This window comes from Pseudomonas sp. NPDC087342 (assembly GCF_044744265.1).
GTDB lineage: Bacteria > Pseudomonadota > Gammaproteobacteria > Pseudomonadales > Pseudomonadaceae > Aquipseudomonas > Aquipseudomonas nunensis.
Genome location: NZ_JBIUXZ010000001.1, coordinates 916,548 through 930,765 on the forward strand (window position 1 = coordinate 916,548; position 14,218 = coordinate 930,765).

General features: G+C 60.1%; 11 protein-coding genes and 1 pseudogene. 11 read left to right on the forward strand and 1 reads right to left on the reverse strand.

Going from position 1 to position 14,218, the window contains the following annotated elements; genetic code table 11:
- Positions 1 to 39 precede the first annotated feature (39 nt).
- From arnB to ACIOYV_RS04180, 9 genes are all read left to right on the forward strand, one after another.
- Complete coding sequence (arnB, locus tag ACIOYV_RS04140; protein ID WP_401321081.1) at positions 40 to 1,188, forward strand: UDP-4-amino-4-deoxy-L-arabinose aminotransferase; 1,149 nt, start codon at positions 40 to 42, stop codon at positions 1,186 to 1,188.
- On the forward strand, positions 1,185 to 2,204 hold the full coding sequence (arnC, locus tag ACIOYV_RS04145) for an undecaprenyl-phosphate 4-deoxy-4-formamido-L-arabinose transferase (RefSeq protein ID WP_401321083.1): 1,020 nt from the start codon (positions 1,185 to 1,187) through the stop codon (positions 2,202 to 2,204). The genes arnB and arnC overlap by 4 nt, the downstream gene beginning before the upstream one ends.
- Positions 2,201 to 4,192, forward strand: a complete 1,992-nt coding sequence (arnA, locus tag ACIOYV_RS04150; RefSeq protein WP_401321086.1) for a bifunctional UDP-4-amino-4-deoxy-L-arabinose formyltransferase/UDP-glucuronic acid oxidase ArnA — start codon at positions 2,201 to 2,203, stop codon at positions 4,190 to 4,192. The genes arnC and arnA overlap by 4 nt, the downstream gene beginning before the upstream one ends.
- Positions 4,192 to 5,076 carry a 4-deoxy-4-formamido-L-arabinose-phosphoundecaprenol deformylase gene (gene arnD / locus ACIOYV_RS04155; RefSeq protein ID WP_401321088.1) on the forward strand — a complete coding sequence of 295 codons (885 nt, stop codon included), beginning with the start codon at positions 4,192 to 4,194 and terminating at the stop codon, positions 5,074 to 5,076. Before arnA ends, arnD begins: the two co-directional genes overlap by 1 nt.
- A complete protein-coding gene (arnT, locus tag ACIOYV_RS04160; protein WP_401321091.1) occupies positions 5,073 to 6,722 on the forward strand; it encodes a lipid IV(A) 4-amino-4-deoxy-L-arabinosyltransferase in 1,650 nt (549 codons plus the stop codon). Before arnD ends, arnT begins: the two co-directional genes overlap by 4 nt.
- Entirely contained in the window at positions 6,719 to 7,063 is a 345-nt protein-coding gene (gene arnE, locus ACIOYV_RS04165) for a 4-amino-4-deoxy-L-arabinose-phosphoundecaprenol flippase subunit ArnE (protein WP_401321093.1), read from the forward strand. Before arnT ends, arnE begins: the two co-directional genes overlap by 4 nt.
- Positions 7,060 to 7,473: a 4-amino-4-deoxy-L-arabinose-phosphoundecaprenol flippase subunit ArnF gene (gene arnF / locus ACIOYV_RS04170; protein WP_054045860.1), complete on the forward strand. Its 414-nt coding sequence runs from the start codon at positions 7,060 to 7,062 to the stop codon at positions 7,471 to 7,473. Before arnE ends, arnF begins: the two co-directional genes overlap by 4 nt.
- On the forward strand, positions 7,470 to 8,849 hold the full coding sequence (locus ACIOYV_RS04175; RefSeq protein ID WP_401321097.1) for a UDP-glucose dehydrogenase family protein: 1,380 nt from the start codon (positions 7,470 to 7,472) through the stop codon (positions 8,847 to 8,849). The genes arnF and ACIOYV_RS04175 overlap by 4 nt, the downstream gene beginning before the upstream one ends.
- 62 nt (positions 8,850 to 8,911) lie before the next feature.
- The gene (locus ACIOYV_RS04180) at positions 8,912 to 10,435 is read left to right on the forward strand and encodes an ArnT family glycosyltransferase (protein ID WP_401322597.1); all 1,524 of its coding nucleotides are present in this window, start codon (positions 8,912 to 8,914) and stop codon (positions 10,433 to 10,435) included.
- A 125-nt stretch (positions 10,436 to 10,560) separates the two neighbouring features.
- Here ACIOYV_RS04180 and ACIOYV_RS04185 read toward each other — a convergent pair whose 3' ends face one another.
- On the reverse strand, positions 10,561 to 11,526 hold the full coding sequence (locus ACIOYV_RS04185; protein ID WP_401321100.1) for a LysR family transcriptional regulator: 966 nt from the start codon (positions 11,524 to 11,526) through the stop codon (positions 10,561 to 10,563).
- 362 nt (positions 11,527 to 11,888) lie between these two features.
- Between ACIOYV_RS04185 and argH the strand changes: the two genes are divergently transcribed.
- Both argH and ACIOYV_RS04195 read left to right on the forward strand, forming a co-directional pair.
- Positions 11,889 to 13,316 (forward strand): argininosuccinate lyase, encoded by a 1,428-nt coding sequence (gene argH, locus ACIOYV_RS04190; protein ID WP_265038661.1) that lies wholly within the window; start codon positions 11,889 to 11,891, stop codon positions 13,314 to 13,316.
- Positions 13,317 to 13,467: 151 nt separating this feature from the next.
- Positions 13,468 to 14,218, forward strand: a pseudogene (locus ACIOYV_RS04195) (amino acid ABC transporter permease); the annotation flags it as partial.

Genomic DNA, 14,218 nt, shown 5'->3' on the forward strand with positions numbered 1-14,218 from the left:
CAGCCAAAATTTCATTGTTGTGCCAGCCCCGAGGTCCCCATGAGTCAGGCTTTTCTCCCCTTCTCGCGCCCCAGTATCGGCGATGAAGAAATTGCAGCCGTAGAGCAAGTATTGCGCTCTGGCTGGATCACCACCGGGCCAAAAAACCAGGCGTTGGAAGAGCACTTCGCCAACTATGTCGGTTGCAAGCATGCCGTGGCATTGTCGTCGGCTACCGGGGGTATGCACATCACTTTGCTGGCCTTGGGCATCGGTCCCGGGGATGAAGTCATCACCCCGTCGCAGACCTGGGTGTCCACCGCCAACATGATCTGCCTGTTGGGCGCGACACCGGTGTTTGTCGATGTCGATCGCGACACCCTGATGACCGATCTGGACAGCATCGAAGCGGCAATCACGCCGCGCACCAAAGCCATCATCCCGGTGCATTACGCCGGTGCGGCGTTCGATCTCGATCCGCTCTATGCGCTGGCCGACAAACACGGGATTGCCGTGATCGAAGACGCGGCCCACGCGGCGGGCACTTTTTACAAAGGTCGCCACGTCGGCGCCCAAGGCACGGCGATCTTCTCGTTCCACGCGATCAAGAACATGACCTGCGCCGAGGGCGCGATGTTTGTCAGCGACGATGAAGCCCTGGCCAGCCGTGTGCGCATGCTCAAATTTCACGGCCTGGGCGTTGACGCCTACGACCGCCTGACCGGTGGCCGCAAACCCCAGGCCCAGGTTATCGAGCCCGGGTTCAAGTACAACCTGGCCGACATCAACGCCGCCATCGCCCTGGTGCAACTGGAGCGCCTGGACGAAATCAACGCCAAGCGCACGCAACTGGCCCAGACCTATCTGCAACAGCTCGAAGGCTTGCCGGTGCAACCGCTGGCGATCCCGGCCTATGCGCAACAACACGCCTGGCACCTGTTCATCCTGCGCATCGACGCCGATCGCTGCGGCCTCGACCGCGAAGCGTTCATGAAGGCCTTGCAGGAGCAGAACATCGGCACCGGCATCCACTTCATCGCCACCCACCTGCACACCTACTACCGCCAGCGTTTCCCGGACATCTACCTGCCCGATACCGAATGGAACTCGGCGCGGCTGTGTTCGATTCCGTTGTTCCCCGACATGACCACCGACGACGTCGAACGAGTCGTCGGAGCCATTGCCAACATTACGGACAGAAGCCTTTGAAACCTTACCCAATCCACTGCGTGTCGATCGTTATTCCGGTCTACAACGAAGAAGAAAGCCTGCCTGAGCTGCTGCGTCGCACCGAAGCAGCCTGCGCCCAATTGCATTACGAGTACGAAATCGTACTGGTGGACGATGGCAGTCGTGATGAGTCGGCGCAGATCCTCGAAGACGCCGCAAATCGTGAAGGCAGTCGGGTGGTCGCGGTCATTCTCAACCGCAACTACGGCCAGCACGCGGCAATCATGGCCGGTTTCGAGCAGTGCAAAGGCGACGTGGTGATCACCCTCGACGCAGACCTGCAGAACCCGCCGGAAGAAATTCCGCGTCTGGTGGCCCAGGCCGAACTTGGCTACGACGTGGTCGCCACCGTGCGCAACAACCGTCAGGACTCGGCCCTGCGCCGCTGGCCGTCGAAACTGATCAACCTCGCCGTGCAGCGCTCCACCGGCGTGGCCATGAGCGACTACGGCTGCATGCTTCGCGCCTACCGCCGCACCATCGTCGACGCGATGCTCGCCTGCCGTGAACGCAGCACCTTCATTCCGATCCTGGCCAACAGCTTTGCCCGGCACACCACGGAAATTCTGGTGACCCACGCCGAGCGTGAACACGGCGAATCCAAGTACAGCCCGATGCGCCTGGTCAACCTGATGTTCGACCTGATCACTTGCATGACCACCACCCCGCTACGCCTGCTCAGCATCGTCGGTTTCACCATGGCGGGCCTCGGCGTGCTGTTCGCGATGGCGCTGATCGTGTTGCGTCTGGCATTCGGCTCTGAATGGGCCGGCGACGGCATGTTCGTGCTGTTCGCGGTGCTGTTCGTCTTCACCGGCGGGCAATTCATCGGCATGGGCCTGCTGGGTGAATACCTGGGCCGCATGTACAGCGATGTCCGCGCGCGCCCACGGTTCTTTATCGAAAAAGTCTTGCGTAGCCAACCCGCCCCTCCGGCTCCCGCTGTCACGGTCGACGGTCTCACTTCCACTTCTCCAGAACAGGTTCTCTCATGAGCAAAAAAGCTGTTGTCTTCGCCTATCACGATATCGGCTGTGCCGGCATCGACGCCCTGCTCGGCGCAGGTTATGAGATTGCGGCCGTGTTCACCCACGCCGATGACCCGAAGGAAAACGCCTTCTACGGCTCCGTCGCACAACTGTGCGCCACTAAAGGCATTCCGGTGCACGCCCCGGAAGATGCCAACCATCCGCTGTGGATCGAGCGCATCAGCAAGCTCAACCCGGACTACATCTTCTCGTTCTACTACCGCAACCTGTTGAGCGAGCCGTTGCTGGCCACCGCGAGCAAAGGGGCGTTCAACCTGCACGGGTCGCTGTTGCCGCTGTATCGCGGTCGCGCGCCGGCCAACTGGGTGCTGGTCAACGGCGAAACCGAAACCGGCGTGACCCTGCACCGCATGGTCAAGCGTGCCGACGCCGGCGCCATCCTTGCCCAGCAAAGGGTCGGGATCGAGCGTTCCGACACCGCCCTGAGCCTGCACGCCAAGTTGCGCGACGCCGCCAGTTCGCTGCTGCGCGACACCCTGCCGGCGCTGTTGCAAGGCAAAGTCAGCGAAACCCCGCAGGACGAATCCAAGGCCAGCGTATTTGGTCGCCGCACCCCGGCAGACGGCAAACTGGTCTGGAAAAAACCGGCGGAAGAATTGTTCAACCTGGTGCGCGCCGTCACCCAGCCGTATCCGGGCGCGTTCTGCGACGTCGGCGAGCACAAGTTGATTGTCTGGGGCGCGCAAGTGGCCAAAGGCAATGAAGGCCAGGCCCCGGGCCGTGTGATCAGCGTCGATCCGCTGCGCATTGCGTGTGGCGAAGACTCGCTGGTGATCACTGCCGGTCAGCGCAATGACAACGGTTTGTACCTGAGCGGGCCGCAACTGGCCAATGAGCTCGGTCTGGTAGACGGTTCGGTATTGCGTGGTGCTGAATCCGGTCGCAAACCCCGCCGCACTCGGGTGCTGATCCTCGGCGTCAACGGTTTCATCGGCAATCACTTGTCCGAGCGTCTGTTGCGTGACGACCGCTATGAAGTCTATGGCCTGGACATCGGCTCCGATGCGATCGAGCGCCTGCGCAGCCACCCGAATTTCCACTTCGTCGAAGGCGACATCAGCATTCACTCCGAGTGGATCGAGTACCACATCAAGAAGTGCGACGTGGTCCTGCCGCTGGTAGCCATCGCCACGCCAATCGAATACACCCGCAACCCGTTGCGCGTGTTCGAACTGGACTTCGAAGAAAATCTGAAACTGGTGCGCTACTGCGTCAAGTACAACAAACGCGTGATCTTCCCGTCGACCTCGGAAGTCTATGGCATGTGCCAGGACGCACGTTTCGATGAAGACACCTCGAACCTGGTCCTTGGCCCGATCAACAAGCAACGCTGGATCTACTCGGTCTCCAAGCAACTGCTCGACCGTGTGATCTGGGCTTACGGCCAGAAAGGCCTGAACTTCACTCTGTTTCGTCCTTTCAACTGGATGGGGCCGCGCCTGGACCGTCTGGACTCGGCACGGATCGGCAGTTCCCGCGCCATTACCCAACTGATTCTGAATCTGGTGGAAGGCACGCCGATTCGTCTGTTCGATGGCGGCGAGCAAAAACGCTGCTTTACTGACATCGCTGACGGCGTCGAGGCACTGGCGCGGATCATCGACAACGACAATGACGTGTGCAACGGCCAGATCATCAACATCGGCAACCCGGATAACGAAGCCAGCATCCGCCAGTTGGGCGAAGAGCTGCTGCGTCAGTTCGAAGCGCATCCGCTGCGCAGCAATTTTCCGCCGTTCGCCGGTTTCCGCGACGTGGAAAGCAAGGCGTTCTACGGCACCGGTTACCAGGACGTGTCGCACCGTAAACCGAGCATCGACAACGCCAAGCGCCTGCTGGACTGGACGCCGACCGTCGAGATGAGCGAGACCATCGGCAACACGCTGGACTTCTTCTTGCGTGAAGCCATGCTCGAAATCGCGGACAAGCACTGATGCAGGCAGGCCTTCGAATCGATGTCGACACCTACCGAGGCACCCGTGACGGTGTGCCCCGGTTGCTGGAAATCCTCGATGAGGCCCAGGTCAAGGCGACGTTTTTCTTCAGCGTCGGGCCGGACAACATGGGGCGCCATTTGTGGCGCCTCATCCGCCCGCAATTTCTCTGGAAAATGCTGCGTTCCAACGCCGCTGGCCTGTATGGTTGGGACATTTTGCTGGCGGGGACTGCCTGGCCGGGCAAAGCCATCGGTCGCGACCTCGGGCACCTGATGCGTCAGGCCAAGGCAGCCGGTCATGAAGTCGGCCTGCACGCCTGGGACCACCATGGCTGGCAAGCCAATGCCGGGCGCTGGAGCGATGCGCAACTGCTCGAGCAGATTCGCCGGGGCGTCGACAGCCTTAGTGACATCCTCGGGGAAAAGGTCGACTGCTCGGCCTCCGCTGGTTGGCGGGCGGACGAGCGCGTGATCGAAGCCAAGCAGGCGTTCGGCTTTCGCTACAACAGCGATTGCCGGGGCCAGAGCCTGTTCCAGCCGACTTTGGCCAATGGCCTGTTGGGCGCACCGCAAATCCCGGTGGATTTACCGACTTTCGATGAGGTGGTCGGGCCGACCGTGGCTGCCAAGGATTTCAACGCTTTCATTCTCGACCGCTTCACCCCTGAAAAACTCAACGTCTACACAATCCACGCCGAAGTAGAAGGGATTCTCATGGCTAACGAATTTCGTCAGTTGCTGGCCGATGCGCGCCAGCGTGACATCTGTTTCAAACCCTTGGGCGACTTGTTGCCCGAGTCATTCGCCAGCCTGCCGGACGGGCGTGTGGTACGCGGCGCCCTCGATGGCCGCGAAGGCTGGCTGGGAGTGCAAGGCGCATGAGTAAACGCTGGGCCCTGCCTGTGTTGCTGGTCGTCATGTTGCTGGCCTACTTGCTGCCATTGGGCACCCATGGCCTGTGGATTCCCGATGAAACCCGCTACGCCCAGATCAGCCAGGACATGCTCCTGAGCGGCAACTGGGTGTCGCCGCATTTCATGGGTGTGCGCTACTTCGAAAAACCGGTAGCCGGCTACTGGATGATTGCCCTCGGGCAGGCAGTGTTTGGCGAGAACCTGTTCGGCGTGCGGTTCGCCTCGGCCCTGAGCACCGGGTTGAGCGTGTTGCTGTGCTACTTGATCGCCCGGCGCCTGTGGAACGACCCGCGCAAAAGCTTTGCCTGCGCGTTGCTGTACATGAGTTTTACCGTGGTCGCCGGTCAGGCGGGTTACGCCAACCTCGATCCGCAATTCACGCTCTGGGTCAATTTGAGTCTCGTGGCGCTGTGGTTTGCGCTCGACAGCGTCACCCGTGGCCAGCGGCTGCTGAGCTGGGCCGTGTTGGGACTGGCCTGCGGCATGGGCTTCATGACCAAGGGCTTTCTGGCCTGGGTGCTGCCAGTGCTGGTCGCGCTGCCATGGATGCTCTGGCAGAAGCGCTGGCGTGAGCTGCTAGTCTACGGCCCGCTCGCGATCGTCGTGGCCATCGCGATCAGCCTGCCGTGGGCCTTGGCCGTGCATGCCCAGGAACCCGATTACTGGCGATTCTTCTTCTGGCACGAGCACATTCGGCGGTTTGCCGGCGACGATGCCCAGCATGACGCGCCATGGTGGTTTTACTTGCCACTGCTGGTGGCGTTCAGCTTGCCGTGGGCGGTGTTGCTGCCGACTGCGTTGAAACAGGCTTGGGACTCGCGACGCCAAGCGAGCGTGGTCTTCCTGCTGCTATGGCTACTGATGCCGCTGATTTTCTTCAGCTTCAGCAACGGCAAATTACCGACCTACATCCTGCCGTGCCTGCTGCCTTTGGCCCTGTTGCTGGGCAATGCAGTGGCCGACCGTTTGCGCCTTGAGCAAGGCCGGGCGCTGGGACTGAACGGCCTGCTGAATCTGGTGCTGGGCCTCACGGTGCTGTTGGCGCTGGTTTACCTGCAACTGAAAAAGCCGCTCTATGAACTCGAACTGCACAATCTGGTGCTGGTGTTTATCGCGCTGATCGGCTGGATCATGGCCAACCTGCTGCAAGCCTTCCGGCCCCTGCAATGCTGGGCGGCACCGGCATTCGGCAGCTTGCTGTTCATCGGCCTGATTCCGTCCGGGCTGCCCAACTCGGTGGTGGCGAACAAAACCCCTGACCAATTCATCCTCGAACACGCCGAGGAACTCAGCCAGACCAGCCAACTGATGAGCAACGACCTCGGCGCTGCTTCGGCCCTGGCCTGGCGCCTGAAAACAGCACAAGTGGGGTTGTTCAACACCGTCGGCGAGCTGAAATACGGCCTTAATTTCCCCGAATCGCGCAATCGGCGGATCAACCTCGACAAAGTGCAACAGTGGATGCGCGATGCTCGTAAGCAGGGTTCCGTGGGCGTGGTCATGCGGGTCAAGGGTGATGACGAACTGCAGGAAGTGGATCTGCTGCCTAAAGAGGGCAAGCGTTATGAGCAAGGCAACCTGGTGATTCTGATCATCCCCAAGGACGCGGCATGAGCCTGCTTTTGTTGCTGACCGCGTGCCTGCTGACATGCCTGGGCCAGATCGCCCAGAAATACGCTGTGGAGAGCTGGCGCGGCAAGAACACAGGCTGGGGCGAGAAACTGCGTTCGCCATGGCTGTGGCTGGCGTTGCTTTCCCTCGGCTTGGGCCTGCTGGTCTGGTTGCTGGTGTTGCAACGCCTGGAAGTCGGCATCGCTTATCCGATGCTGAGCCTAAATTTCGTGCTGATCACCTTGGTCGCGCGCTTCATCTTTCACGAACCCGTCGACCGGCGTCATTGGTTCGGCGTCGCGCTGGTGATCGGCGGCGTGGTTTTGCTGGGGCAACACGCATGAGTCTGCGCCGTGGAATCACCTTCGCCCTGGGCAGCGTAACCCTGGCCAGCGCTGCGCAACTGGGCATGCGCTGGAGCATGAGCCGACTGCCGCAACCCGATCAGTGGCTGACGGCATTGCGCGATGGCAGCGTCGATCTGACCGCCATCGGCGTGGTGCTGGCGGCAATCTTCGCCTACGCGCTGTCGATGCTCAGTTGGCTACTCGCCCTGCGCGACGTGCCGCTGGGTCGCGCCTATTCGCTGCTGAGCATCAGCTACGCGCTGGTGTACCTGCTGGCCGCCAGCCTACCGGCGTTCAACGAACATTTCAGTCTCGCAAAAAGCCTCGGGGTGGCCCTGGTCATCCTGGGTGTCATCACCATCAACTCTCGACCTGCTCGCGTCTCCGTTCTCAGGAATGACCCATGAAAATCAGTGTATTTGGTAGTGGTTACGTTGGCCTGGTACAGGCTGCCGTTCTGGCTGAAGTCGGCCACGATGTGATCTGCATGGACATCGATGCCAAAAAAGTCGAATTGCTCCAGCAGGGCCATGTCAGCATCTTCGAACCGGGGCTGGCCAGTCTGGTCAGGGAAAGCCTTGAGGCCAAGCGCCTGCAGTTCACCACCGACGAGAAGCTGGCCGTGCAGCATGGCGAGGTGTTGTTCATCGCCGTGGGCACGCCGTCGAGCGAGGACGGCTCGGCCGACCTGAAATACGTGCTGTCGGTCGGTGATGCGGTAGCCCGTCATCGTGAGCAATCGGTAATTCTGGTGGAGAAATCCACGGTGCCGGTGGGCACTGGCGACACGTTGCGTGCTCACATCGAGCGCAAGCTTCAGGAAGCCAATCGGCTGTTGCAGTTCGATATCGTCTCCAACCCCGAGTTTCTCAAGGAAGGTTCGGCAGTGGCTGACTGCCGGCGCCCGGACCGCATCATCATCGGCTGCGAGCGGGACGAAGTGCGTGAGGTCATGCGCGATCTCTACGCGCCGTTCAACCGCAACCACGACCGCATCATGTTCATGGACCTGCGCAGCGCCGAGCTGACCAAATATGCCGCTAACTGCATGCTGGCGACCAAGATCAGCTTCATCAACCAGATCGCCGAGCTGGCCGAGCATTTAGGGGCTGATATCGAGTCTGTGCGCCTAGGCATCGGCGCGGACTCGCGCATCGGCTACCACTTCATCTATCCCGGCTGCGGTTATGGCGGTTCGTGCTTTCCCAAGGACATGCGCGCGTTGATCCACAGCGCCGAAGAGGCGCACTGCTCCAGCGACCTGTTGCAAGCGGTGGAAGCGATCAACCAACGGCAAAAACACAAGCTGTTCGAGCGCGTGAAAGCGTTCTACAAGGGCGACCTGGCCGGCAAGACCTTCGCTGTTTGGGGCCTGGCGTTCAAGCCGAATACCGATGACATGCGCGATGCGCCGAGCCGGGTGTTGCTGGAATCCTTATGGGCGGCCGGAGCCAATGTGCGGGCGTTCGACCCGGAAGCGATGCAGGAAACCCAGCATTTGTACCCGGACGAATCGAAGCTGATGTTGATGGGCACGCCGGAATCAGTACTCGCCGGCGCCGATGCGCTGATCATCTGCACCGAATGGCAACAGTTCAAGGCCCCTGATTTCGACCTGATCCGCCAGCGCCTGGCCGCGCCGGTGATCTTCGACGGACGCAACCTGTATGACGCCGAGCGTCTGTCACGCGCCGGGTTCCTGTACTTCCCGATGGGCCGTGGTGAATCGCGCAACCTGCCGATTCCGTATCAGCAATGGTCTGCCATCTCGTCGGTTGCCTGAGCGTGAATGACACTGTCCGTCGACAGTCCCTCGGTGTGGGGCTGTTGGCGCTGCTGTTGTTCATGGCCGGGGTTTATCAGCAGGCCGCGATCGGTTTCGATTCGCGGTTCGTGCTGTTCGCCCAAGAAATGCTGCGCCACGGGCCGACGGTGTTCCCGACCACCTATGGCCAGCCCTATGCCGACTATTCGGCGTTGAGCACGCTGTTTGTCTGGTTGCTGTCGCTGCCGTTCGGTCAGGTGAGCGCTTTCAGCGCCTGGCTGCCGAGCGCGCTGGCCGGCGCGGTGATCGTCACGTTGATGTATCGGCTGCTGGCGCCCTACTCCACGCGCTGGGCGTTGCTGAGCATTGCCCTGCTGTTGCTGACCAACACGTTCATCACCGAAACCCGCGCCGTGTCTTTGGATTTGATGCTCGCGGCGGTGGCGTTTGCGGTGTTTTACCTGGCTTACGCCGCCGACCACTTTGGCGCGCCACGCCGCTGGCTGCTGATCTTTGCCTTGTTGCTGTTGGGTTTCGGGATCCGTGGGCCAATTGGCCTGGTGGTGCCAACTGGCATGCTGTGCAGTTATTTCCTGCTCAATCGGCAGTGGCGCCGGCTGTTGGCGTTCGGGCTGATCGCCGCTGGATTGCTGGTGCTGTGCATCGGTTTGCTGTTGCTGCTGGCCAAGGCCAGTGGTGGCCCGGTCTTTATGCAAGACGTGATTCGCATGCAGTTCATGGGACGCATGGACGGCAGTGAAGGCGTCAGTGGCTCGCTGTATTACTTCACTAGTTCCATGGGCAACTATGCGCTGGCGTATCCACTGGGGTTGTTGGCGCTGGCGGCGATCTTTCTGACCAATCCACGTGATGCCGGTCCGTCGCTGCGGCTGGTGCAGTACTGTGCGGCGGCCGGGTTGATCGTGATGTTCGGGCTGTCGATTCCCCAGGCGAAAAAGGCTCGATACCTACTGCCGATGTTGCCCATGGCAGCGATCATTGCTGCGTATCCGTTCCAGGTGATCCACGGTCGGTTGTTTGGCCTGTTGCGCGGTGTGTTGCAAGGGTTGTGGCTGGTAATCCCGGGGTTATTGATCATCGGTTTGTTGGTTGGTCAGCGACGTTTTCCCGACATGTTGACCTCGCTGGCACCGATATTGATCGTGCTCGGCGTGTTGCAGGCGCTAGCTTTGGCCGCGCTTTTCCGGCCGGCCTGGCGGGCGCAGGTATTGGCGTTGTGTGCGGTGCTGGGGTTGTGGTCGGTGTACATCCTGGTGGTCGAGCCGGTGGAACGCCAGCTCTACGAGACGCGCAGTTTCAGTCGCGCAGCCTTCGCCAAGCTTCAACAGGATCCGGCGCCGCTGGTGCTGTTCGGCATGGGCAAAGACGCCAAGGCAATCAAGTTCATGGTCAATATCGAGCAGGATTTACAACCGGTGTTCACCGAGTCGGTCCAGGAACTTGAAACCATCAAGGCGCCGGTTTGGGTAATGCTGGATCAGAGTGATTACAAAGCCCTGAAAGGCACTTTGCTGGGGTCGCTGGAACCTGCGTTGATCGGGCGTTTCGACAAAAACGATTACGTCTTACTGCACCTCAAGTGATAACACCGGCCCCCTATAGGAGCTGCCGAAGGCTGCGATCTTTTGACTGTGCCTTTAAGATCAACAGATCGCAGCCTTCGGCAGCCCCTACATGTTCGTGCGCAGTTCCAGGTTGCAACTAGTTGTTAGCCAAGCACCTTCAAATCGACCCCCAACGCCTGGGCAAACGCCTTGACCAGCGGACTACGCACAGTGTTGTGGCGCAGGATCAGATTGAACGGCGTGACGATATGAATAAGGTCCGGACGCACCGCACGAAATTGCCCCTGGGCCACCAGGCTCGCGGCGTAATGCTGCGGTAGAAAACCCACGAAACATCCGGTCTTGATCAGCAGCGCCACGGCTTCGACCTGGGTCGCCGAGGCTGAAAAACTGTCGTAACGGGCAAAGTTGAGTTTGTCCCGATGGATCGCGTAGCGGTGGTTGACGCACTCGTAATCCTTGAGCACGTTGCTGCCGATTTCCGCCTCCGGCACCGCGAACAACGGATGGCCAACCGCGCAGTAAACCTCTGAGCGTTCCTCGTAAAGCGTGTAGTAATCGAACTCTTCACGCTTCTGATAAACCGGCACAATCCCCGCGACTAATCGCCCTTCCACAACCCCTCGCTCTACTTCATCCAGTTGCGAGGCTTGAAGTTGAAACCTTACTTTGGGTGACTCTTCATTGATCCTTCTAAGCGCCGCAACTAACGGAGAATTAGGATCGGATATCGTGTTATCAATAATCCCCACACCCAAATCACCAATAAGTTCGTTCTGCGCGGAACTAAGCCGATCACGAAAGTTATCGACCGAGGTAAATAAATCAATCGACGCCTGATATACCAAGCGCCCTTCTTCAGTCAGGTGAAACCCTTCTCGCCCACGGGTGCACAGGCGCATGCCGATGCGGATTTCCAGGTCGGAAATCTGTTTGCTGATGGCCGCCAGGCCCACATTCAGCTCGTTCTGCGCGGCACTGAAACCACCGGCCTCGACCACCGCCTTGAACACTTTGAGCAGTTTGAAGTCCAGGCCGCTGAGCGCCAATGGAGCCCGCTGAGTCGGTTTCGGTGGCGGGTTTCCGGAATTGGAAAGTGGGGTTTCCATAATGCTTATTTACCTCTGGCGCTCTAGCAAACAATCTGTGTCCAACAACAAAAAACATAGCTGGCCAATAATAATGAACACAGAAAACAAGGCTTGGCAACCGTTAATAAAATCCGTACCTGAGTGCCAACTCACTGATTTCGCACTATTAAAAGCTGACACTTCGATCAGCTCTCGCCCCTTCGCAACTGCCCCTTTGAAAACTGCTTTGGCCTGACCACGCCCGGTCGATTTTTTATCGACTCAAGGCAAGTGATCGGGGTCTGGCACACCGATCTGTAGGAGCGAGGCTTGCCCGCGAAGCTCCTCGCAACACACCAGATCAATTTCTGACTTTCGCGTAACGACGAGGAAAAACAACAATGTCTCAAACCACCGACCGTCTCTGGGGTGCACGCTTCAAAAGCGGCCCGTCCGAAGCCCTGGCGGCGCTGTCCCGTTGCCCCGAGCGCTACTTTCGCCTCACCCCTTACGACCTGGCCGGCTCCAAGGCGCATGCCCGGGAACTGCAACGCGCCGGTCTGTTGAGCGAAGAAGAAACCTTGACCATGCTCGATGCCCTTGAGCGCATCGGCACCGACTTCAAGGCCGGCAGCATCGCCCCGACCCTTGACGACGAAGACGTCCACACCTTTATCGAACGCCTGCTGACCGAACGCCTCGGCGCCCTCGGTGGCAAGCTGCGCGCCGGCCGTTCGCGTAACGACCAGACCGCCAACGACCTGCGTCTGTTCCTGCGTGATCACGTGCGCACCCTGGCCGTTGAAGTCCTGGCCCTGCAACAAGCGCTGGTGGATCAGGCCGAACAACACATCGAAAGCATTTGCCCTGGCTTCACGCACTTGCAGCAGGCGCAACCGATCGTGTTCGCCCACCACTTGTTGGCCCACGCCCAATCGATGCTGCGTGATGTGCAACGCCTGGTGGACTGGGACGTGCGCACTTCGCTGTCGCCACTCGGTGCAGCGGCCATGGCCGGTTCCGCCATTGCTCGCCTGCCGCAGCAGTCGGCCAAGGAAATGGGCTACAGCGGCGTGTGCGAAAACTCCATCGACGCCGTCGCCAGCCGTGATCACGTCGCCGAATTCCTGTTTATCGCCAGCATGCTCGGGATCAACATTTCCCGCCTCGCTGAAGAGTTTTGCCTGTGGTCGTCGCGACAATTTCGCTGGGTCGCGCTGGACGATGCCTACGCGACCGGCAGCTCGATCATGCCGCAGAAGAAAAACCCGGACATCGCCGAACTCGCTCGGGGCAAGGCTGGCCGCCTGATCGGCAACCTCACTGGCCTGCTGTCCACCCTGAAATCCTTGCCGCTGTCGTACAACCGCGACTTGAGTGAAGACAAGAACGGCGTGCTCGACAGTGTCGACACCCTATTGCTGGTGCTGCCAGCGATGGCCGGGATGGTCGCGACCATGAAGGTCAACGTTGAAGAGCTGCGGCGTCAGGCGCCACTGGGCTTCACCCTTGCCACCGAAGTCGCCGACTGGCTGGCCATGCGCGGCGTACCGTTCAAGGAAGCCCACGAGATTACCGGTGCGCTGGTCCAGGCTTGTGAGAAACATGACATCGAGTTGTGGGAAGCGTCGACGGCGCTGCTGGCCGAGATCGATCCACGCCTGACCCCGGAAGTGCGCGACAGCCTGACCCTGGAAGCCGCCATCGCTGCTCGCAGTGGTTGGGGCGGCACTGCGCCGCAACAGGTGCGCGAACAGATCGGCCGCTTGAAAACCGCCCTCGCCGCGCAGCAAGAGTGGACCGAAAACTATCAGGGCTTCCGCCTCTGATACAGAGCGAAAACCCTGTAGGAGCGAGGCTTGCCCGCGAAGGCGGTGTGTCAGTCACCACTGATTCAAACTGACCCACCACCTTCGCGGGCAAGCCTCGCTCCTACAGGGATTGAGTTGGACCTGAAACACCAGTGTACGGAGAAACATCATGAGCCAGACTCAGGCAGAACGTCTCCAGGCGGAGCGCAACCTGGCGGACAACCAGTTTGATATCACCCAGTACCACCACGTGCCGCGGCGTTATTACGGGCGGATTTTCTTCGCCACCGTGATCGTCATCGCGATTCTCGGCCTGGTGCGCGCCTTCGCTGAAGGCAAGATCGAATGGTCGTACATCGGCCAGTTCGTCACCTCCCAGGCGATCATGTGGGGCTTGTTCAACACCATCGTCATGGCGGTGTTGGCGATGGCCCTGGGCATTGTGTTCGGGGTAATCACCGCGATCATGCGCATGTCGGCGAATCCGATCCTGCGCTATGTGGCGGTGACCTACACTTGGCTGTTCCGCGGTACGCCGTTGATCCTGCAACTGCTGTTGTGGTTCAACCTGGCGCTGATCTTCCCCACTATCGGCATCCCCGGCCTGTTCGAAATGGACACCGTGAGCCTGATGACGCCGTTCGTGGCCGCCCTGCTCGGCTTGAGCATTAACCAGGGCGCCTACACCGCCGAAGTGGTGCGCGCCGGTCTGCTGTCGGTAGACACCGGGCAATACGAAGCCGCCAAGTCGATCGGCATGCCGCGTCTGCAAGCGCTGCGCCGGATCATTCTGCCGCAGGCCATGCGGATCATCATTCCGCCGGTCGGCAACGAATTCATCGGCATGGTGAAAATGTAATAGCTTGGTTTAGTGATAGAGTTTTCGTTTATGTTTTTATATGGGTTGTAGATGTATTATT

Excerpts from the sequence above, each read along its gene's own strand:
- arnB (WP_401321081.1), top strand. The coding sequence starts at position 40 with ATGAGTCAGGCTTTTCTCCCCTTCTCGCGCCCCAGTATCGGCGATGAA.
- arnA (WP_401321086.1), top strand. The coding sequence starts at position 2,201 with ATGAGCAAAAAAGCTGTTGTCTTCGCCTATCACGATATCGGCTGTGCC.
- arnD (WP_401321088.1), top strand. The coding sequence starts at position 4,192 with ATGCAGGCAGGCCTTCGAATCGATGTCGACACCTACCGAGGCACCCGT.
- arnT (WP_401321091.1), top strand. The coding sequence starts at position 5,073 with ATGAGTAAACGCTGGGCCCTGCCTGTGTTGCTGGTCGTCATGTTGCTG.
- arnE (WP_401321093.1), top strand. The coding sequence starts at position 6,719 with ATGAGCCTGCTTTTGTTGCTGACCGCGTGCCTGCTGACATGCCTGGGC.
- arnF (WP_054045860.1), top strand. The coding sequence starts at position 7,060 with ATGAGTCTGCGCCGTGGAATCACCTTCGCCCTGGGCAGCGTAACCCTG.
- ACIOYV_RS04175 (WP_401321097.1), top strand. The coding sequence starts at position 7,470 with ATGAAAATCAGTGTATTTGGTAGTGGTTACGTTGGCCTGGTACAGGCT.
- ACIOYV_RS04180 (WP_401322597.1), top strand. The coding sequence starts at position 8,912 with ATGGCCGGGGTTTATCAGCAGGCCGCGATCGGTTTCGATTCGCGGTTC.
- ACIOYV_RS04185 (WP_401321100.1), bottom strand. The coding sequence starts at position 11,526 with ATGGAAACCCCACTTTCCAATTCCGGAAACCCGCCACCGAAACCGACT.
- argH (WP_265038661.1), top strand. The coding sequence starts at position 11,889 with ATGTCTCAAACCACCGACCGTCTCTGGGGTGCACGCTTCAAAAGCGGC.